This window comes from Streptomyces sp. GB4-14 (assembly GCF_022696125.1).
GTDB lineage: Bacteria > Actinomycetota > Actinomycetes > Streptomycetales > Streptomycetaceae > Streptomyces > Streptomyces werraensis.
Window position 1 is genome coordinate 1,737,459 of sequence record NZ_RZHO01000002.1, and the last position, 20,075, is coordinate 1,757,533.

At 71.9% G+C, this 20,075-nt stretch carries 18 protein-coding genes, 1 pseudogene and 2 riboswitches; of the genes and pseudogenes, 8 read left to right on the forward strand and 11 right to left on the reverse strand.

Going from position 1 to position 20,075, the window contains the following annotated elements; all coding sequences use genetic code 11:
- Window positions 1-203: 203 nt before the first annotated feature.
- Window positions 204-303, forward strand: a riboswitch (glycine riboswitch).
- Window positions 304-427, forward strand: a riboswitch (glycine riboswitch).
- Between the two features lie 73 nt (window positions 428-500).
- From gcvT to ELQ39_RS08945, 5 genes are all read left to right on the forward strand, one after another.
- Window positions 501-1,619: a glycine cleavage system aminomethyltransferase GcvT gene (gene gcvT / locus ELQ39_RS08925; RefSeq protein ID WP_242591577.1), complete on the forward strand. Its 1,119-nt coding sequence runs from the start codon at window positions 501-503 to the stop codon at window positions 1,617-1,619.
- Between the two features lie 123 nt (window positions 1,620-1,742).
- Entirely contained in the window at window positions 1,743-2,120 is a 378-nt protein-coding gene (gene gcvH / locus ELQ39_RS08930) for a glycine cleavage system protein GcvH (RefSeq protein WP_190005637.1), read from the forward strand.
- A 14-nt stretch (window positions 2,121-2,134) separates the two neighbouring features.
- Window positions 2,135-3,394: a serine hydroxymethyltransferase gene (gene glyA / locus ELQ39_RS08935; protein ID WP_225640600.1), complete on the forward strand. Its 1,260-nt coding sequence runs from the start codon at window positions 2,135-2,137 to the stop codon at window positions 3,392-3,394.
- A gap of 166 nt (window positions 3,395-3,560) precedes the next feature.
- Window positions 3,561-4,928 carry an L-serine ammonia-lyase gene (locus ELQ39_RS08940; RefSeq protein WP_190005635.1) on the forward strand — a complete coding sequence of 456 codons (1,368 nt, stop codon included), beginning with the start codon at window positions 3,561-3,563 and terminating at the stop codon, window positions 4,926-4,928.
- Window positions 4,929-5,031: 103 nt separating this feature from the next.
- Window positions 5,032-5,589, forward strand: coding sequence for a glycoside hydrolase family 25 protein (locus ELQ39_RS08945; RefSeq protein ID WP_242591578.1), 558 nt, complete (start codon window positions 5,032-5,034; stop codon window positions 5,587-5,589).
- Between the two features lie 137 nt (window positions 5,590-5,726).
- Here ELQ39_RS08945 and ELQ39_RS08950 read toward each other — a convergent pair whose 3' ends face one another.
- Together ELQ39_RS08950 and ELQ39_RS08955 are read right to left on the reverse strand one after the other, a co-directional pair.
- Window positions 5,727-6,515, reverse strand: coding sequence for an SDR family oxidoreductase (locus ELQ39_RS08950; protein WP_242591579.1), 789 nt, complete (start codon window positions 6,513-6,515; stop codon window positions 5,727-5,729).
- Between the two features lie 38 nt (window positions 6,516-6,553).
- Window positions 6,554-6,916, reverse strand: coding sequence for a nuclear transport factor 2 family protein (locus tag ELQ39_RS08955; RefSeq protein WP_190005632.1), 363 nt, complete (start codon window positions 6,914-6,916; stop codon window positions 6,554-6,556).
- A gap of 78 nt (window positions 6,917-6,994) precedes the next feature.
- Here ELQ39_RS08955 and ELQ39_RS08960 point away from each other — a divergent pair, with 78 nt between their 5' ends.
- Both ELQ39_RS08960 and ELQ39_RS08965 read left to right on the forward strand, forming a co-directional pair.
- Window positions 6,995-7,789, forward strand: a complete 795-nt coding sequence (locus tag ELQ39_RS08960) for a MerR family transcriptional regulator (protein ID WP_242591580.1) — start codon at window positions 6,995-6,997, stop codon at window positions 7,787-7,789.
- Window positions 7,790-7,975: 186 nt separating this feature from the next.
- A complete protein-coding gene (locus ELQ39_RS08965; RefSeq protein ID WP_190005630.1) occupies window positions 7,976-8,941 on the forward strand; it encodes a YihY/virulence factor BrkB family protein in 966 nt (321 codons plus the stop codon).
- A 223-nt stretch (window positions 8,942-9,164) separates the two neighbouring features.
- On the opposite strand, the pseudogene ELQ39_RS08970 reads toward ELQ39_RS08965, so the two are convergent.
- From ELQ39_RS08970 to ELQ39_RS09000, 7 genes and pseudogenes are all read right to left on the reverse strand, one after another.
- Window positions 9,165-9,830 (reverse strand): annotated as a pseudogene (locus ELQ39_RS08970) (NADPH-dependent F420 reductase); the annotation flags it as partial.
- Window positions 9,831-10,040: 210 nt separating this feature from the next.
- A complete protein-coding gene (locus ELQ39_RS08975; protein WP_242595569.1) occupies window positions 10,041-10,253 on the reverse strand; it encodes an EF-hand domain-containing protein in 213 nt (70 codons plus the stop codon).
- Between the two features lie 43 nt (window positions 10,254-10,296).
- Complete coding sequence (locus ELQ39_RS08980) at window positions 10,297-11,211, reverse strand: helix-turn-helix domain-containing protein (RefSeq protein WP_242591582.1); 915 nt, start codon at window positions 11,209-11,211, stop codon at window positions 10,297-10,299.
- 85 nt (window positions 11,212-11,296) lie between these two features.
- On the reverse strand, window positions 11,297-11,800 hold the full coding sequence (locus tag ELQ39_RS08985) for an ATP-binding protein (RefSeq protein ID WP_242591583.1): 504 nt from the start codon (window positions 11,798-11,800) through the stop codon (window positions 11,297-11,299).
- A 284-nt stretch (window positions 11,801-12,084) separates the two neighbouring features.
- Window positions 12,085-12,852 (reverse strand): enoyl-CoA hydratase/isomerase family protein, encoded by a 768-nt coding sequence (locus ELQ39_RS08990; protein ID WP_242591584.1) that lies wholly within the window; start codon window positions 12,850-12,852, stop codon window positions 12,085-12,087.
- Between the two features lie 198 nt (window positions 12,853-13,050).
- Entirely contained in the window at window positions 13,051-14,292 is a 1,242-nt protein-coding gene (locus tag ELQ39_RS08995; RefSeq protein WP_242591585.1) for a L,D-transpeptidase, read from the reverse strand.
- A gap of 152 nt (window positions 14,293-14,444) precedes the next feature.
- Complete coding sequence (locus ELQ39_RS09000; RefSeq protein WP_190005626.1) at window positions 14,445-15,671, reverse strand: Ig-like domain-containing protein; 1,227 nt, start codon at window positions 15,669-15,671, stop codon at window positions 14,445-14,447.
- A gap of 186 nt (window positions 15,672-15,857) precedes the next feature.
- Here ELQ39_RS09000 and glgX point away from each other — a divergent pair, with 186 nt between their 5' ends.
- The gene (glgX, locus tag ELQ39_RS09005) at window positions 15,858-18,110 is read left to right on the forward strand and encodes a glycogen debranching protein GlgX (protein WP_242591586.1); all 2,253 of its coding nucleotides are present in this window, start codon (window positions 15,858-15,860) and stop codon (window positions 18,108-18,110) included.
- Between the two features lie 19 nt (window positions 18,111-18,129).
- Here glgX and ELQ39_RS09010 read toward each other — a convergent pair whose 3' ends face one another.
- Together ELQ39_RS09010 and ELQ39_RS09015 are read right to left on the reverse strand one after the other, a co-directional pair.
- A complete protein-coding gene (locus ELQ39_RS09010; RefSeq protein WP_277994655.1) occupies window positions 18,130-18,804 on the reverse strand; it encodes a response regulator in 675 nt (224 codons plus the stop codon).
- Window positions 18,794-20,068, reverse strand: coding sequence for a sensor histidine kinase (locus tag ELQ39_RS09015; RefSeq protein ID WP_242591587.1), 1,275 nt, complete (start codon window positions 20,066-20,068; stop codon window positions 18,794-18,796). The genes ELQ39_RS09010 and ELQ39_RS09015 overlap by 11 nt, the downstream gene beginning before the upstream one ends.
- Between the last annotated feature and the right edge of the window lie 7 nt (window positions 20,069-20,075).

Here is a 20,075-nt window from a genome sequence, read left to right on the forward strand (position 1 = left end):
GGCCGGATATGGAGGTCCGATCCCCGCCGCGTGTAAAGAGAAGGTAATGCCAGGTCGCTCTCGGTCGCGTACTCATTCCGGTACAGGCCTGTCACAGCTCCCTGTGACCGAGCCTGCACGAGCCGTGCACCCCCGGCAAGGGCCCCCTGCCGGTGTCCCACGATGCGTGCAATGATGTGCGCGCCAACTGCATACCGGCCGTTTGAATCCGCGCGGGAGAGTCCCCGGCACCTGTGCCGCCGGGGCGCCGAAGGAGCAAGTCCCTCCCTTGAATCTCTCAGGCACCGTTACCGCGCGGGCGAGGCACATCTGAAAAGCGGGCCGCCGTCGCAGTGCTGCGGTGGTCCCACCCAAGGTGCAAGTCCTGATCGCCGTGTCGCCGGTGGTCATGGCGAACCTCTCAGGTTCCGATGACAGATGGGGAGGAAACGACCTCGCCTTCCCCCACGCTCGAATGAACTCGCGCGGGAGGGACACCCATCGCCTTGGGAGACCGACCGATGAGCAGTAACGAACCCCGCCGTACCGCGCTCGATGCCCTGCATCGGTCGCTCGGCGCGACGATGACCGACTTCGCCGGCTGGGACATGCCCCTGCGCTACGGCTCCGAGCGCGACGAGCACAACGCCGTGCGCACGCGGGCCGGCCTCTTCGACCTCTCGCACATGGGCGAGATCACGGTCACCGGCCCGCAGGCCGCCGCCCTCCTCGATTACGCGCTGGTGGGCAACATCTCGGGCGTGAAGCCGGGCCGCGCCCGCTACACGATGATCTGCCGTGAGGACGGCGGCATCCTGGACGACCTGATCGTCTACCGCCTGGGCGACACCGAGTACATGGTGGTGGCCAACGCCTCCAACGCCCAGGTGGTGCTGGACGCGCTGACGGAGCGGGCCGCGGGCTTCGACGCCGAGGTGCGCGACGACCGCGACGCGTACGCGCTGCTGGCCGTGCAGGGCCCCGAGTCCCCGGCGATCCTGCGGAGCCTCACCGACGCCGACCTGGACGGGCTGAAGTACTACGCCGGCCTGCCGGGCACCGTGGCCGGGGTCCCCGCGCTGATCGCCCGCACCGGCTACACCGGCGAGGACGGCTTCGAGCTGTTCGTGAAGCCGGAGCACGCCGTGGAGCTGTGGCAGGCGCTGACGAAGGCGGGCGAGGGCCACGGGCTGGTCCCGTGCGGCCTGTCCTGCCGGGACACGCTCCGCCTGGAGGCGGGCATGCCGCTGTACGGCAACGAGCTGAGCACCTCCCTCACGCCCTTCGACGCCGGTCTGGGACGGGTGGTGAAGTTCGAGAAGGAGGGCGACTTCGTGGGCCGCGCCGCCCTCGCCGAGGCCGCCGAGCGTGCCGCGAAGAACCCGCCGCGCGTCCTGGTCGGCCTGGTCGCCCACGGCCGCCGGGTGCCGCGCGCCGGGTACGCCGTGGTCGCCGGCGGCGAGAAGATCGGCGAGGTCACCTCCGGCGCCCCCTCCCCCACCCTGGGCAGGCCGATCGCCATGGCCTACGTCGACGCGGGCCACGCGGAGCCGGGCACCGAGGGCGTCGGTGTGGACATCCGCGGCAGCCACGAGCCGTACGACGTCGTGGCGCTGCCGTTCTACAAGCGGCAGAAGTGACACCGTCGTAGCCGGCCTCCGGCCGGCTTTCACGCGTCCGCGGCACGGGGGTCCCACCCGTCCGGCCGCTTCGCGTGCCCTCCCCGTCATCAGCAGTTTCCCGCGTACAGGAGAATTCAGGCCATGAGCAACCCCCAGGACCTGCGTTACAGCAAGGAGCACGAGTGGCTGTCGGCCGCCGAGGACGGCGTGTCGACGGTCGGCATCACGGAGCACGCGGCCAACGCGCTCGGCGACGTGGTCTTCGTCCAGCTCCCCGAGGTCGGTGACACGGTGAGCGCGGGCGAGACCTGCGGCGAGCTGGAGTCCACCAAGTCCGTCAGCGACCTGTACTCCCCCGTCTCCGGCGAGGTCACCGAGGTCAACGAGGACGTGGTGAACGACCCGGCGCTGGTGAACTCGGCCCCCTTCGAGGGCGGCTGGCTGTTCAAGGTGCGGGTCACCGACGAGCCGGCCGACCTGCTGTCCGCCGCCGAGTACGACGCGTTCGTCGCGGGCTGAGGAGCCGTAGCCGCATGTCGCTTCTGAACACGCCCCTGCACGAGCTCGACCCGGCGGTGGCCGCCGCGGTCGACGCCGAGCTGCACCGGCAGCAGTCCACCCTCGAGATGATCGCCTCGGAGAACTTCGCCCCGGTCGCGGTCATGGAGGCCCAGGGCTCGGTGCTGACCAACAAGTACGCCGAGGGCTACCCCGGCCGCCGCTACTACGGCGGCTGCGAGCACGTCGACGTGATCGAGCAGATCGCCATCGACCGGGTGAAGGAGCTGTTCGGCGCCGAGCACGCCAACGTCCAGCCGCACTCGGGCGCCCAGGCCAACGCGGCCGCGATGTTCGCGCTGCTCAAGCCGGGCGACACGATCATGGGTCTGAACCTCGCGCACGGCGGGCACCTGACCCACGGCATGAAGATCAACTTCTCGGGCAAGCTCTACAACGTGGTCGCGTACCACGTGGACGACACCGGCGTCGTGGACATGGCCGAGGTCGAGCGCCTGGCCAAGGAGAACAAGCCGAAGCTGATCGTCGCCGGCTGGTCGGCGTACCCGCGCCGGCTGGACTTCGCCGCGTTCCGCCGGATCGCGGACGAGGTCGGCGCCTACCTCATGGTCGACATGGCGCACTTCGCCGGTCTGGTCGCCGCGGGCCTGCACCCGAACCCGGTGCCGCACGCCCACGTCGTGACCACCACCACGCACAAGACCCTCGGCGGTCCGCGCGGCGGTGTGATCCTCTCCACGGCCGAGCTGGCCAAGAAGATCAACTCCGCCGTGTTCCCCGGCCAGCAGGGCGGCCCGCTGGAGCACGTGGTCGCCGCCAAGGCGGTCGCCTTCAAGGTGTGCGCCTCGGAGGAGTTCAAGGAGCGCCAGCGCCGCACGCTGGAGGGCGCCCGCATCCTGGCCGAGCGTCTGGTCCAGGACGACGTGAAGGCCGTGGGCGTGGACGTGCTGTCCGGCGGCACGGACGTGCACCTGGTCCTGGTGGACCTGCGGAACTCGGAGCTGGACGGCCAGCAGGCCGAGGACCGGCTGCACGAGGTCGGGATCACCGTCAACCGGAACGCGATCCCGAACGACCCGCGCCCGCCGATGGTCACCTCGGGTCTGCGCATCGGCACGCCCGCCCTGGCCACCCGCGGCTTCACGGCCGAGGACTTCGCCGAGGTCGCCGACGTGATCGCCGAGGCGCTGAAGCCGTCGTACGACGCCGAGGCGCTCCGGGACCGGGTCGCGGCGCTGGCCGCGAAGCACCCGCTCTACCCCGGTCTGCGGTAGTTCCGTCCGCTTTTTTCACGGACGCACGGGGCATCGCGCACACTGGGTCGGTGGGCGCGGTGCCCCGCACCATGCAGCGCATGAACGATTCAGCACCCCACCCGTCCCACTGAACCGCCCTTCCCCGGTGGACAGCGTCGTCCGCCGAACCCTGAGGAGTCCTCCCGTGGCCATCTCGGTCTTCGACCTGTTCTCGATCGGCATCGGCCCGTCCAGCTCGCACACGGTCGGCCCTATGCGGGCGGCCCGGATGTTCGCCCGGCGACTGCGCAACGAGGACCTCCTGGCCTCCGTCGCCTCGGTGCGGGCGGAGCTGTACGGCTCCCTGGGCGCCACCGGGCACGGCCACGGCACGCCCAAGGCGGTGCTGCTCGGCCTGGAGGGCGACTCGCCGCGCACGGTGGACGTGGAGTCGGCCGACGAGCGCGTCGAGAAGATCAGGGAGGGCGGGCGGCTGCGGCTGCTCGGCGAGCACGAGATCGGCTTCTCCTTCGACGACGACCTGGTGCTGCACCGCCGCAAGGCGCTCCCCTACCACGCCAACGGCATGACGCTGTGGGCGTACGACTCCTCCGGCGCGGAGCTGCTGGCCAAGACGTACTACTCGGTGGGCGGCGGTTTCGTCGTCGACGAGGACGCGGTGGGCGCGGACCGGATCAAGCTCGACGACACCGTGCTGAAGTACCCCTTCCGCACCGGTGACGAGCTGCTGCGGCTCACCAAGGAGACCGGCCTGTCGATCTCCGCGCTGATGCTGGAGAACGAGCGCGCCTGGCGGTCCGAGGAGGAGATCCGCGAGGGGCTGCTGGAGATCTGGCGGGTGATGCGGGCCTGTGTGGAGCGGGGCATGTCCCGCGAGGGCATCCTGCCGGGCGGGCTGAAGGTCCGCCGCCGTGCCGCCACCACCGCACGCAAGCTGCGCTCCGAGGGCGACCCGCAGGCGCTCGCGATGGAGTGGATCACCCTCTACGCGATGGCGGTGAACGAGGAGAACGCGGCCGGCGGCCGGGTCGTCACCGCCCCGACGAACGGCGCGGCCGGCATCATCCCGGCCGTGCTGCACTACTACATGAACTTCGTGCCGGGCGCCGACGAGGAGGGCGTGGTGCGCTTCCTGCTCGCGGCGGGCGCCATCGGCATGCTCTTCAAGGAGAACGCCTCCATCTCCGGCGCCGAGGTCGGCTGCCAGGGCGAGGTGGGCTCCGCCTGCTCGATGGCGGCGGGCGCGCTCGCTGAGGTGCTGGGCGGCTCCCCGGAGCAGGTGGAGAACGCGGCCGAGATCGGCATGGAGCACAACCTTGGCCTGACCTGCGACCCGGTCGGCGGCCTGGTGCAGATCCCGTGCATCGAGCGCAACGGCATGGCCGCGGTGAAGGCGGTGACCGCCGCCCGGATGGCGATGCGCGGCGACGGCTCGCACAAGGTGTCCCTCGACAAGGTCATCAAGACCATGAAGGAGACCGGCGCGGACATGTCGGTGAAGTACAAGGAGACCGCGCGGGGCGGGCTCGCGGTGAACATCATCGAGTGCTGAATCGAGTGCCGAGAAGGCCGCGCCGAACAGGGCTTTGCGTCAAGCAGGTTGAATCAGGGAACCATCAGATCCCGTCCCCACGGCACCACACGGGAGAACCTGCATGCTGCGTGGCATCGACGTCAGTTCCTACCAGTCCTCCTCGTACGACACGGACGGCCTTTCCTTCGTCTTCGTGAAGGCGACGGAAGGCCGTTCGTACGTGAATCCGAAACTGGCCGCCCAGACGAAGAGAGGGCGGGACGCCGGTCTGGTGGTCGGGTTCTACCACTTCCTCTGGCCGGGGAATCTCACCGAACAGGCCGAGTACTTCGTCGCCAAGGCGCCCGAGCGGCGGGGCGACATCCTCGCGGTGGACTGGGAGACCACGGGGGACGGCTCGCACGCGAGCAATTCCGAGAAGGACCGCTTCATCCGCAAGGTCAAGGAACTGCGCCCCCACCACAAGGTCGTCCTGTACTGCAACCGCCATTTCTGGCTGAACCACGACACCACGTCCTACGCGGGCGACGGCCTCTGGATCGCCGACTACGCGACCACCGCCGGGAAACCGCGGATCAAGGCGGACTGGCGTTTCCACCAGTACACCGACGACCCGCTGGACAAGAACGTGGCGGACTTCTCCGGCGAGTCGGCGCTGCGGGAGTGGGCGGGGGCCTGACGGTCAGGCCCGTTCCGGCCCCGCGCTTCCACCCGGCGCTGCGGCGTTTCCCCATGGCACCGACCCCGGTCCGGAGCCGCGGGGCGCGATCCCGGCGACCGCTGTCCGCGCGTGGTCACGCGGAGCCGGTGCCCGGCTCAGACGGTCGGGACGGTGCCGCCGTCGATCACGTACTCGGCTCCTACGATCGCCGAGGCGCGGTCCGAGACCAGGAACCCGGCCAGGTCCGCGATTTCCTCGGTGTTCGCGAACCGTCCCAGGGGTACTCCTCCGAGCGAGTCGTAGATGGTCTGCTTGGCTGCTTCACGTGTGAGTCCGTTGCCCTCGGCGATCCGGTCCACGAATCTCTCGTAGGCTTCCGTCTCGATTCCGCCGGGGCTGATCGCGTTGACCCGTACGCCGCGGGGCGCGAGTTCATTGGCAAGTCCCTTGCTGTATGTGCGCAACGCGGCCTTCGCTGCTGCGTAGGCCAAGGACGCCTCGTACTGGGGCAGCTCCCGCTGGATCGAGGTGAAGTGCAGCACCACGCCCGACCCGGACGCGATCATCGCCGGGAGGAGGGCACGGTCCAGCCGCACCGCTCCCAGGAGGTTGAGGTTCAGCTCGGTGAGCCACTGGTCGTCGGTGATGGCCGCGAATCCACCGGACGGCGTCGACGCGCCTCCGACGACGTGCACCAGGATGTCGAGTGCGCCGCCGGCTTCCGCGATGCGGGCCGCCACGGCGTCGGTGCCCTCCGTCGTCAGCATGTCCGCTTCGATGAACCGGTCGGGGTGCTCGTACCCGTCGGGCATCGTTCGTGCCGTCACGTAGACGTCGGCGCCCATCTCTCGCAGTCTCTCTGCGACGGCCTTGCCCGAGCCCTTCGAACCGCCCGTGACGAGCGCCCGGCGACCGTCGAGCCGATCGCGATCTGAACTGGACATTCTTCTCTCCACTGAAGGTCGGGGTGGCGTGGGTCCGGTCAGGCCGGGTGGTTGGCGATGACGAGTTCGGCGATGAGGCCGTCGCGCAGCGCGAACCGGTAGTCGAGTTCGGCGATGCCACCCGGGAAGGTGCCTTCGAGCCGCACGGTCACCACCCAGTGGGCGTCATCGACGCGGCGAGCGCCGACCTGCTCGGTCGTGTAGGTGAACTCGGATCCGGCGTCCCGCAGGAACGCGTGGACCTCCTCCCGGCCGCGGAAGGTCTCGTCCTGGTCGACGACCACCGCGTCCTCGGTGAGGAACGACGAGGCGGCGTCGGCGTCGCGGACGACGTGGGCGGCGAAGAACTCGCGCACCGTGGTCGGGAGCAGATCGGACGGAAGATCGGTGTGCTGTGTCATGAGCCCACCGTGGGACCTCACGGCGCGGGAGGGTCAAGCCGTGGACCCTCCCCCAGGGGGAGCGTTCAGAATGAGGAGATGCTGACCATCGGAGAGTTCTCGCGGCTGACCCACTTGAGCGTGCGGACTCTGCGCCGCTACCACGAGGCGGCCCTGCTGGAACCCGCCGTGGTGGACGAGACCACCGGTTACCGCTACTACGGCGTCGACCAGATCCCGACCGCTCAGGTCATCCACCGGCTCCGCGAGCTCGACGTCCCCCTGAGCGATGTGCGGCGGATCCTGCGGACCCCCGACCCCGGTGTCCGGGCGGCCCTGGTCGCGGACCACCTGCATCGCCTCGAGGACGCGCTCGACCGCACCCGGGCCGCGGTCGTGTCGCTGCGCCGCCTGCTCCGGCCCGACCCCGCGCCCATCGACGTCGAGCTGCGTGCCGAGCCCGCCCGGACGGTCGCCGCGGTGGAGGCCGTGGTCGGGCACAGCGACGTCGCGACCTGGTACGCGGGAGCGATGGCCGAGTTGGAGGCGGCCGTCGGCGCCGCCGTGACCGGACCGCCGGGCGGCAGCTACGACAACGCCCTCTTCGAGCAGGAGCGCGGTCACGCCGTCGTCTACCTGCCGACCGCTGCGCCACCCCGCACCGGGCGAGTGCACCCCATGACTCTGCCGGCCGCGGAACTGGCCGTCACCACCCACATCGGCGAGCACGACGGCATCGAGGTCACGTACGGCGAACTCGGGACCTGGGTGGTGGAGAACGCGATGTCGGTGGCCGGGCCGGTGCGGGAGGTCTACCTTGTCGGCCCCCGTGACACGAGCGATCCCGCTGCGTGGCGCACCGAGATCGGCTGGCCGGTCTTTCGTGTCACCTGAAGCGGTCAACGGGGTGCGGAGCCGGCGGCCGGACGGTGGTCTCGCGGGCCGGGGACTCCCTGCCGGCGTGTGACCCGGGAAAAACCGCCCAAGCCGTCCCCTGCGCGCTGCGGTCTCGTTCACGGGGCATGCGCACGGGTGGAGGACGACGTCCTCGCCCGCCCCGACACGAGGAGCAGCCGCATCGTGGGAACCGCCGTCCACGTTCCGCAGACCCGGGACATGCTCGGAGAAGAACTCTCCGGCGACGAAGCCCTCACCGCCCTGCGGCGGTACGGGGGCCTCAGGCTGCTGGCCGACGCCTTCACCCGGTTCCGCTACGCGGACGGGTTCACCAACGCCCGGGCCCTCGCCTTCCAGGTCGTGCTCGGCCTGGTCCCCTTCACCGTCGTGCTCGTGGGTCTCGCCACGTCGGTGCACACGGAGAGCGTGGGCCGGGTCATCGAGCTGACCCTCGGCCGGATCGTGCCGGGCGCCAGCGCGGACGTCGTCGAGAAGGCCTTCGAGGGCACCCGGCGCAGCGCCGGCAGCGACGTGTGGAGCACGGTCGCGCTCTGGCTGGGCCTCGGGTTCGCGGTGCTGAACCTCGCCTCGGCCATGGCGCAGATCGAACGGGGCGCCAACCGCATCTACGGCATCGAGCGCGACCGCCCCTTCGTCCGCAAGTACGGCCGGGCCCTGGCGCTCGCCTTCACGGCCGGCCTGCCGATGGTCCTGGGGTTCCTGGTGCTCGTCGCGGGTGAGACGGTCGGCGACGCCGTGGCCCGCACCCTCGGCCACGGGACGGGCGGGGCCACCTGGTGGGCCGTGCTGGACGTTCCGGCCGGACTGCTGCTGGCCTGGGTCGCGTCGGCGGTGATCCTGCGCTGGTCGCCCCGCCGCGACCAGCCCGGCTACACCTGGCTGGCCTTCGGCTCGGCGGTCCACCTGGTGCTGTGGATCTCGGCGACCTGGCTGCTCGCGCTGTACGTCGGACGGAGCGGGGCCTTCGGCGCCGTGTACGGTCCGCTCACGGCCTTCATCGCCCTGCTGCTGTGGGCCAACCTGACCGCCGTGGCGCTCTTCCTCGGCATCGCGTTCGCGGCGCAGCTGGAGGCGGCCCGGGCGGGCATCCGTACGCCGGTGAAGCCGGACCCCGGACCGGGCGCCTGACCTAGGGCCTTTCGTTTGGATCAGCCTGGCTGTGAGGCGCGGTGCGTCTTGGGCCGACCCGAGCGGGGTCTGGTGCGTGCAGCTGCAAGGCGGAGGAGGGCGGCAACGCGGAGCGTTGGCAACCGACGACAACGCCGCTGGGGGTGCCCCCCCCCGCCCGTTCAGGGCAGTGGGGGAGTGCGTGCCAGACCCCGCGACGCCGGGATGATCCGAACGAAAGGCCCTAGCCCCGGAACTCCTCCGGGCGCTCCGGGGAGGCCTCGGCGAGGGCGCGGGTGACGGCGTCGACGCCGCCGCGCAGGCCGTAGACGGGGGTGCCGGGCTGCTGGCGCCAGGAGTCGTCGATGCCGCCCGCGTCGACGGTGTCGAAGCCGAGTTCCTCGATCAGCTCGCGGACCTTGCGCTTGGCGGCCTCGTCGTCGCCTGCGACGGGGAGGGCCATGCGCTCGGGGTCGCCCGCGGGGCGGTGGCGGTCCAGCAGGTCCTGGGCGTAGGTGCCGTTGAACGCCTTGACGACGGGGTGGCCGATCCGGCGCTCGGTCCAGCGGCTCTCGGTGAGGCCCTCGTCCTCGATGCCGGCGATCCTGCCGTCGCGCTGACGGGGGTAGTAGTTGCCGGTGTCGATGACGGCCAGGCCCTCGGCGGCCTCGTCGAACAGCCCGGAGGGCAGGTCCGGCACGGCCTTGAGCGGCACGGTGACGACGACGATCTCGGCGCCGCGGGCGGCCTCCTCGGCCCGCACCGGGGTCGCGCCGGTCTCGTCGGCCAGTTCCTTCAGGGTGTGCGGACCGCGGGAGTTGGCGACGGACACGTCGTGGCCGAGGGCCGTGAGCCGTCGCGTGAGGTTTCCGCCGATGTTGCCCGCGCCGATGATGCCGATCTTCATGTCTGCTCGCCTCGCCCTTTCCGGGGGTCGATGTCGCCGAGGTTTCCGGGGGAACCTCCATCATCGACACCAACCCCGGGCGGGGGCGGACCATTCCGGGCGCTTTTCGCCCGTACGGCCCCTGCGCGGCGTCCGCGCGGATTCCCGGCGCCGGGAACTCCGGCGCCGGGGAATGTCCGGTCCTACGGGTCCCCGGTCCTCCAGGTCCCGTCCCTACTTGTTCAGGTGGGTCCAGAACTCGTCGAAGGACAGGAGCTTGTCGCCGTCGAGGTCCCGCGACCTGATGATGGCCTCGGCGACCGCCTCGGTGACGTTCCAGTCGCCGCCCTGGGCCAGCGCGGTCTTGAACTCGGCAGCGGTGATGAACCCGTCCCCGTTCGTGTCGATCCGCTCGAACTGCTTGCGTGCTTCCTCGATGTCCGCCACCGATCCGCCCCTCATTCTCATGCTGGTACTGACGCGGGCAAGATTATCCGGCGGCCCGCGCCTCCAGTGCGGCGACCACCCACCCGAACTCCTCGGCGTGGGCGCAGGACCGGTCCCATCCGTTCACCACGGCGGACAGTTCGCGGTAGCGGTTGAGGCGGGGGTCGGCCACCGCCGCGAGGCGCTTCAGCACGGCGGCCGGGTCGGCGTCGCCGATCAGCTCGCGCAGCACGGCCGCGGCGCGGGGCGTGCCCGGTTCGACGCCGTCGCGCAGGGCGTCGCCGGCGCCGCGGATCAGGCGGCTCATGAACCACAGGGAGCTGCCGCCGGGCACGTCGGGACCCCGGTCCGCGGCGTTGAACTCGATCATCCCGCGCATGGCGGTCCGGAACTCCGGGTCGTGGATCAGCTCGACCAGTTCCACCCAGGCGTCCACCTGCTCCGGGGTGGGGTCGTCGGGCAGGTCGGCCGCGGCGAACCGCAGACGACGCCGGATGTCGGGGTCCGCGGTGTCGAGGCCCTGGAAGATCTCCGCCATGAAGTCGTCGAGGATGCGGGCGCGCTCGGCGGCGGACAGTCGGGCCAGTCGGTTCATCATGGTCGTCTCCTCGGCGGTCGAGCCCCGTCGGGCCACGGTCGACAGCACCGCGCGGGTCACCTTCAGCGACCGGATCCGCGCGTCCAGCGCGGCCACGTGCGCGGCCGCGACCTGGGCGACCGTGGTCTCGCCGGCGAGCACCCGGCGTACGTCGTCGAGGCCGAGGCCCAGTTCACGCAGGGTGCGGACCAGTTCCAGCCGGGCGACGGAGCCGGCGTCGTAGAGCCGGTAGCCGCCCGCGGACCGCGCCACGGGCGGCAGGGCGCCCTCGTCGGACCAGTAGCGGATGGTGCGCACGGACAGGCCGGTGGCGCGGGCGAGCGCCCCGATGGTGAGGAGCCCGGTGCCGTCGTGGGTCATGTCGGGGAGTGTGGGCCTTCCAGCGGGTGGAGACTCAAGCCGGGCGGTGGCGCGTGCCCCCGGGTCCGCCTCGCGGGCGGGGGTCTCAGCGGTCCGCCACGCGCATCTCGAACCACGTGGTCTTGCCGTGCGAGAGGAGGTCGACGCCCCAGCGGTCGGCGAGTTGGTCGACGAGGAACAGGCCGCGGCCGCTGATGTCCGTCTCCTGCACCGGCATCAGACAGGGCAGGGCGCGGGACGGGTCGCGGACCTCGACGCGGATCCAGCCCCGGCGGTGCCGCATGCGCAGGCCGAAGGCGCGTGCCCCGGTGTGGCGCACGGCGTTGCCGACGAGCTCCGAGACGAGCAGCACGGCGTCCTCGGTGACCTTCGGGGTCAGGCCCCAGCGGCGCAGGATGACGATCTGGACCAGCCGGCGGGCGACGGCGGCGGACTCGGGGAGGGACGGGAGCGGAACTTCACCCTCCGTGGGGTCGCCGTGCATCTCCAGCGCGTGCACGGCACGTTCGTCCTCGACCGTCGGCGACCAGCGTGACGCGATGGCGCGTCCGTCTCCCCGCGGCTGTTCCATGCCCTCCAGCCCCGCCATGGCCCCATCATGGCCGCCCACCGGGGCGGCCGGGGCCGTTCCGAGGGAATACGCCCCCCGTACGCCCCCCTCCGATCCAGGTCCTCCGGCATGTGCCACAGGCAGGTCGATGCCTCCGAAAACCTGCTCGACCTGCGAAAACGACTGATGCTCGGGCAATCGACGGGCCCCCTCGACGGAAACGGCTTAAGGGTGCGTTAAGGCTCCCATAATGCGTACCGCCGAGAGGGCCAGATGAGACATGACGTCAACTGCAAGTCCCTTGCGGGGATTTCAACTGCTCGTCACAGGAACTTCGCCTTGCCGGGGCCCTCCTCCACGAAGCTGCGCATGCCCCGCTCCCGGTCCTCCGTGGCGAACAGGCCCGCGAACCAGTTGCGCTCCACCGCGAGACCGGTGTCGATGTCCGTCTCCAGACCGGCGTCGACCGACTCCTTGGCCGCCCGCAGCGCGAGCGCCGGCCCCTGCGCCAGCTTCGCCGCCCAGGCGTGCGCCTGGGCGTAGACCTCGTCGGCGGGGACCACACGGTCCACCAGGCCGAGGGCGAGCGCCTCGTCGGCGCGCACCTGACGGCCGGTGAAGATCAGGTCCTTGGCCTTGGACGGGCCGATGAGCCGGGCGAGCCGCTGGGTGCCGCCTGCGCCCGGGATCAGACCGAGCAGGATCTCCGGCTGGCCGAGCTTGGCGTTCTCCCCGGCGATCCGGTAGTCGGCGCACAGGGCGAGCTCGCAGCCCCCGCCGAGCGCGTAGCCGGTGACGGCGGCGACGACCGGCTTGGGGATGCGGGCCACGGCCGTGAAGGAGTCCTGGAGGGCGCGGGCGCGCAGGACCATCGCCGTGTGGTCCATGGCCTGCATCTCCTTGATGTCCGCGCCCGCCGCGAACACCTTCTCGCCGCCGTAGATCACCACGGCGCGCACGTCCTCGCGGCGCGTGGCCTCCTCGGCGAGCTCCTTCAGACGGTCCTGCGTGGCGACGTCCAGCGCGTTCATGGGCGGGCGGTCCAGGCGCAGCGTGCCGACGCCCTCGGCGACTTCGAGATGTACGGTCATGCCAGCAGGTTAACGGTGACTAACGGTACGCGCTCCGGTGCCGTGGCTCACACCCGGCCGGGGGTCCGGGGGTTGTCCCCGGGCAAGCACAGCACGGTGACCAACGGCCCTTGTGCCGGTGCCGTGGCTCACAACCCCGCGGACACGCCCACGGCCCCGGTGCGGACACCGGGGCCGTGGGTCGGGTGAGCGGCGGCGCTACGCCTTCCACTTCTCCCAGGACATGTTCCAGCCGTTGAGGCCGTTGTCCGGCGCGATCACCGCGTCGTCGCTGTTCTTGACCTCGACCACGTCGCCGATCAGCGAGTTGTCGAAGAACCAGGCCGCCGGGGCCTTCTTGTCCCAGCCGCCCTTCACGTCGCGCAGGCCGACGCAGCCGTGGCTGGCGTTGCGGTTGCCGAAGGCGTCGCCGCCCCAGTAGTTGCCGTGGATGAAGGTGCCGGAGGTGGACAGGCGCATGGCGTGCGGGACGTCCTTGATGTCGTACTCGCCGCCGTAGCCGACCGTCTCGCCGTTCATCCGGGTGACCGTCAGCTTCTCGCTGATGACCATCTTGCCGTTCCAGGTCTCGTAGCCCGGGGCGCCCGTGGTGACCTTGATCTTCTTGATGACCTTGCCGTCGCGGATCACCTTCATGGTGTGCTTCTTGGCGTCGACCACGGAGATCTGGCTGCGGCCGATGGTGAAGGAGACCCGCTTGGACTGCTCGCCGTAGACGCCGTCGCGGCCCTCGACGCCGTCCAGGTTCAGGTCGACGGTGACCTTGGTGCCGGCCTTCCAGTACGTCTGCGGGCGGAAGTCCAGGCGGTCGTTGCCGAACCAGTGGCCCTCGACCTCGACGGCCGGTTCGGTGGTGATGCGGACGGCCTTCTCGACGTCGTCGGGGTTGGTGATGCCCCGGGTGAAGTTGAGGGAGAAGGGCATGCCGACGCCGACGGTGGAGCCGTCCTCGGGGGTGAAGTGCCCGACGAACGTCTCCTTCGGCGTCAGGGTGGTGAAGCGGGAGTCCTGCGTGGTGGTGCGGCCCTCGGCGTCCTTGGCGACCGCGTGCACGGTGTAGGCGGTGTCGGCGGCGAGGTGGGTGGACGGCGTCCAGGTGGCGCCGTCCCCGGATATCGCTCCCTCGACGGCCTTGCCCTTCGCATTCTTGACGACGACCTCGGTGAGCTTGCCCTCGGCGGCCGTCACCTTCAGCTCACCGCTCGTCTCGACCGACTTGGCGCCGTCGCGCGGCACGATGGTCACCCGGGCCTCGGACTGCGTGCTGCGCGCCGCCGTGGAGTCCTTGCCCTTGCCCGTGCCGTCCTGCGAGCCGGACCCGGTCTCCGATCCCCCGCCGCAGGCGGTGACCGCCAGCATCACCCCGAGTGCCAGCGCCGCCAGCTTCCTGCCGCCGCGCCGCGCGCCCACCGACGCCCCCGATATCGGCCCCACGTTCACTTGTTTCTCCCCTCGGCGGGTCTGGCCGGACCCGGCCCCCCAGCGCGCCTCTCGCGCACACGGCGAATGGTAACCACAGGCCAGGAGCGTGGGGGGCGGAGGTTTTGTCACCGTTCCGTTCCAAGTTCAACGGCCCGGCCGAGGGGGTGCGGTCAGCGGCGGTTCGCCGCGCCGCCGGCCTTCCATTCCTTCCAGTTCATGTTCCAGCCGCCGAGTCCGTTGTCCGGGGCGACGGTCCGGTCCTTGCTGTTGACCACCTCGACCACGTCGCCGATCAGGCTGCGGTCGAAGAACCAGCCCGCCGGGGTGTCCGCGCTGCCGCCCTTCACGTCGCGCAGGCCGACGCAGCCGTGGCTGACGTTGCCGCTGCCGAACACCTCGGGCGCGGCCCAGTAGTTGCCGTGCAGGAAGGTGCCGGAGCTGGTCAGGCGGATGGCGTGCGGGACGTCCGGGATGTCGTACTCGCCGCCGAAGCCGACCGTGCGGCTGTTCATGCGGGTCACCTCGAGCATCTCGGTGATCACCATCTTGCCGTTGTACGTGGGCGTCTTCGCCGCGCCCGCCGTGACCGGCACGGTGGCGAGCAGTTCCCCGTCCCGCCGCACCCGCATGGTGTGCGCGGCGGCGTCGACCACGGACACCTGGCTGCGGCCGACGGTGAAGGTGAAGGTGCGGCGCTGGAGGCCGTAGACGCCGGGCGCGCCCTCGACGTCGCGCAGGTCCAGGTCGACGGTGACCTCGGTGCCGGGCTTCCAGTAGTCCTCGGGGCGGAAGTCCAGGCGGGTGTCGCCGAACCAGTGCGGCCGGATCTCGACGGCGGGGCGTGCGGTGACCCGGACCGCGCGTTCCACGGCGGCGCGGCGGCTGATCTTCCGGTTGAACTCCAGGGAGACGATCATCCCGGTGCCGACGGTGGAGCGGTCCTCGGGGGCGACGTAGCCGATGAAGCGTTCCTCCGGGACGTGCGTGGTGAACGTGGTGTGCCGGGCGGAGCGGCGTCCCGAGCCGTCCACGGCGACCGCGTCGACGGTGTACTTCGCGGCCAGCGCCAGCCGTTCGTCGTCCGGCTTCCAGGTGCGCCCGTCCTCGGAGATCCGGCCCGGGACCGGTGACTCGCGCGCGTCCTGCGACACGACCGCCTTCACCGACTCGAGCCGGCCCTCGGTCACCCGCACCCGCAGCGGGTCGCCGGGACGTACGCCCTTGCTGCCGTCGCGCGGGGACACCTGGACGACGTCCCCGCGTCCCGGCGGCCCGAACGCCCCCGGGACGGGACCCTCCGGGCTGCACCCGGCGGTCGCGGTCAGCAGTCCTGCCCATGTCATGACGACGGCCAGCGCGGCCCTCGCGCGCCGTGCGCGCCCAGTTACGTGCCTCACGCGGTACCCAACGACGGGCCGCGCCTCCGGGAAACGACCGTGCCGCCCCTCGGGGAAACGTGAGTGCGAGGCGCGCTCTGGGCAGAACTGTGGGAGGACGACACACCGGGGAGCCACGGCCGGAGCCGCACGGGCCGTGGCTCACCTGTCCGCCGTCGTCCCCCACGAGCCGCGGGAGGCTGACAGGTGTCCAGCGCAGCCGAGCAGGAGGCGGTGGCCGCAGAGCGGGCCACCGGGGACGGGCGCCCGGCCGTCGTCGTGAACGGCGCGCGGCCGGCGCCGCCCGTGCCCACGGTGCCCGTCCGGCCGGGCCGGCCGACGCCGCTGGGCGCCCGGTTCCGCACCGGCCCGGACGGGGTGGCGGGGACCAACTTCGCGCTCTGGGCGGGCGGGGCGGAGGGCGTGGAGCTGTGCCTGTTCGACGAGCACGGCCGGGAGAGCCGGGCCCCGCTGACCGAGCTGACGCACGGCATCTGGCACGGCTTCGTGCCGGGGGTGATGCCGGGGCAGCGGTACGGCTACCGGGTGCACGGCCGCTGGGACCCGTGGACGGGCGGCCGCTGGAACCCGGCGAAGCTGCTGCTCGACCCCTACGCGCGCGCCGTGGACGGGGACTTCGTGCTGCCGCCAGAGGTGTACGGGCACGTCCGGGACTGGCCGGAGCAGCATGTCGCGGACACGGTGCGCGACGACCGCGACTCGGCGCCGTACGTGCCGAAGGGGGTGGTCGTCCATGACGACGACGACTGGGCGGACGACCGGAGGCCGAAGACGCCGTGGGCCGACTCGGTCATCTACGAGCTGCACGTACGCGGTTTCACCAAGCGGCACCCGGACATCCCCGAGGAACTGCGCGGCACCTACGCGGGGCTCGCGCACCCCGCGGCGATCGAGCACCTGGTGAAGCTGGGCGTGACGGCCGTCGAGCTGCTGCCGGTGCACCAGTTCGCGCACGAGGACCATCTGCTGCGCCGGGGCCTGCGCAACTACTGGGGCTACAACTCCGTCGGCTACTTCGCCCCGCACGCCGCCTACGCGGCCTCCGGGACGGCCGGGCAGCAGGTCGGCGAGTTCAAGCGGATGGTGCGCGCCCTGCACGCGGCCGGCATCGAGGTGATCCTCGACGTCGTCTACAACCACACCGCCGAGGGGGGCGAACTGGGCCCCACGCTGTCCCTGAAGGGCATCGACAACCGCGGCTACTACCGCCTCCAGCCCGACGCCCGCCGGTACGCCGACTACACCGGCTGCGGCAACACCCTGCACGTGGTGCAGCCGCACGTGCTGCGGCTGATCACGGACTCGCTGCGCTACTGGGTGACGGAGATGGGCGTCGACGGCTTCCGCTTCGACCTGGCGGCGGCGCTCGCCCGCTCCATGCACGACGTCGACATGCTCTCCCCGTTCCTCGCGGTGATCGCGCAGGACCCGGTGCTGCGCCGGGTGAAGCTGATCGCAGAGCCGTGGGACGTGGGCTCCGGCGGCTACCAGGTGGGCGCCTTCCCGCCTCTGTGGACGGAGTGGAACGACCGCTACCGGGACGCCGTGCGGGACTTCTGGCGTCATGCGCTGCCGGACGTGCGGGAGATGGGCTACCGGCTGTCCGGCTCCAGCGATCTGTACGCCTGGGGCGGACGGCGGCCCTACGCCTCGGTCAACTTCGTCACCGCGCACGACGGTTTCACCCTGCGCGACCTGGTGTCGTACGACCGGAAGCACAACGAGGCCAACGGGGAGGGCAACCGTGACGGCACGGACGACAACCGGTCCTGGAACTGCGGCGCGGAGGGCGGGACGGACGACCCGGACGTCCGCGCCCTGCGGCGGCGGCAGCTGCGGAACCTGCTGACCACGCTGCTGCTGTCGACGGGGGTGCCGATGCTGGTGGCGGGCGACGAGATGGGCCGCACCCAGCGCGGCAACAACAACGCCTACTGCCAGGACAACGAGACCGGCTGGGTGGACTGGAGCCTGCGCGACGACCCGGAGTGGCGGCCCCTGGCCGAGCTGACCTCGCGGCTGATCGCGCTGCGCCACCGGCACCCGGTGCTGCGCCGCCGCTCCTTCTTCTCCGGCCGGGCGCACTCCGCGGACGGGCTGCGCGACCTCGCATGGTTCACCCCGCACGGCCGGGAGATGACCGAGGACGACTGGTACGCCCCGGCCGCCACGCTCGGCATGTACCTCTCCGGGCGGGACATCCCGGGGCGCGACGAGCAGGGCGCGCCGGTCCTCGACGACAGCTTCCTGGCCGTGCTGCACGCGGGCGCGGATCCGGTGGACTTCGTCCTGCCCGGGCCTCCGTGGGCCGAGCGGTACGAGGTGGTCGTCGACACGGCGCGGGAGGAGCAGGACCGCGCACCCTCCGTGGTGCACCGGGCCGGGGCGCCGGTGACCGTGCCGGGGCGGTCGGTGCTGCTGCTGCGGGTGCGTCCCTGACGCGAGGTGCGACCCGCGGTCAGCCGAGGATGCCCCGGTCGTACGCCGTCGCCACGGCCGCCGCCCGGTCCTTGGCGCCCAGCTTGGCGAAGATGTGCGTCAGGTGCGTCTTCACCGTGGCCTCGCTGATGAACAACTCGCGGGCGATCTCCCGGTTGGGGGTGCCCTTGGCGACCAGCGCCAGCACCTCCCGCTCCCGCGCGGACAGCGGCTCCGCGCCCGGGGTGCGGGGCGCGCGGACGGCGGACACCAGCCGGGAGGCGACGGCCGGGGACAGCACGGAACGCCCCTCGGCCGCGGCCCGGACGGCCGCGAACAGCTCCTCGCGCGGGGCGTCCTTCAGGAGATAGCCGGTCGCGCCCGCCTCGATCGCGGGCAGCGTGTCGGAGTCGGTGTCGTACGTGGTCAGCACCAGCACCCGGGCGCGGGCGCCCCGGCGGGTCAGCTCCCGGATGGCCTGCGCGCCGCCCGTGCCGGGCATCCGCAGGTCCATCAGGATCACGTCGGGGTCCAGCTCCGCCGTCCGCCGGAGCGCCGCCGCGCCGTCGGCCGCCTCGCCGAGCACGCGGAAGCCGGGCGCGGACTCGAACATGCCGCGCAGGCCGTCCCGGACGACGGGATGGTCGTCGACGACGAGCAGGGTGATCACGGGCACGGCCTGGTCGGTCTCGTCGGGGGCGGCGTCACGGGTCATGGCGGACCAACGGTACGCGAGCCGAGACCGCCGTGCCGCCGCCCGGCTCGGACTCGACCGTGAGGGCCCCGGCGACCCGTTCGGCGCGGGCCCGCATGCCGCCGAGGCCGAAGCCGCCGGCGGAGGTGTGCGCGGGGACGGCGAGCGGGTCGAAGCCGCGGCCGTCGTCGCGGATGTCGAGGGTGACCTCGTCGCCCATGAAGGAGAGGGTGACGCCCGCGCGGGAGGCCGCCGCGTGGCGCGCGGTGTTGGCGAGGGCCTCCTGGGCGATGCGCAGCAGGGTGGCCGCCATCTCGTCGTGCAGCGGCTCGGCGGTCCCGGTGACGGCGAACTCGGCTTTCACACCGCTGCGTTCGCTCCACTCGACGACGGCCCGCCTCAACGCGCCGGGCAGGCCGCCGTCGGTGAGCGCGACGGGGGCGAGGTTGTGCACGGAGCGGCGGGCCTCGCCGAGGCTCTCGCGGGCCAGGGCGAGGGCCCGGTCCAGACGGTCGCGGCCGGCGGCCGGGTCGGGGGTGTTCGCGGCGACCTGGAGCTGGGCGATGATGCCGGTCAGCCCCTGGGCCAGGGTGTCGTGGATCTCGGCGGCGAGCCTGCGGCGCTCGTCGGCGACCCCGGCCTCCCGCGCCTGGACCAGCAGTTGGGAGTGCAGGGCGGCGTTCTCGTCGAGGGCCTGCTGCAACGCCGTGTTGGTGCGTCCGAGTTCGGCGATGGTCGCCGCCTGGGTACGGGCGCGGTCCTCCTCCAGACGGGCGAGGTGGGAGAACAGCAGGAGCAGTCCCAGGTTGACGGCCGCGAGCCCGAGGAAGACCAGCCAGCCGGTCGGGCCGTCCGGCGGCAGCCCGCCGCTCTGCGAGCCGGCGACCGTGGCGGCCGCCGCCACCAGTCCGGGGACGACGAGCCGCTGCGGCAACAGCCGCCCCGCGTCCCAGTAGTTGACGGCCACCTGAAAGGCGAACAACGGGTTCATCCAGGTGAGGGCGAAGCCGATCGCCATGCGGACGGCGAAGTACACCGCGCTCGTCCGTGTCGGCCCCTCGGCGCGGTGTGACGCCCGCTCCCACCACAGCTGGAGCACGAGGGCCGCGACGACCAGCACGCCGCAGGCGTACACCTCCGCACGGGTCATGCCGAGCGGCCCGGCGGTGGCCGCCGCCAGCACGGTGCCCGCGCCCAGCAGGACGTACGGCCCCCAGCGGTGGAACAGGGCCCAGCGCTGCTCGATCCCCGACCCGTTCCTCGTCGCGTCCGTCGCGTGCGGCATCGCACCA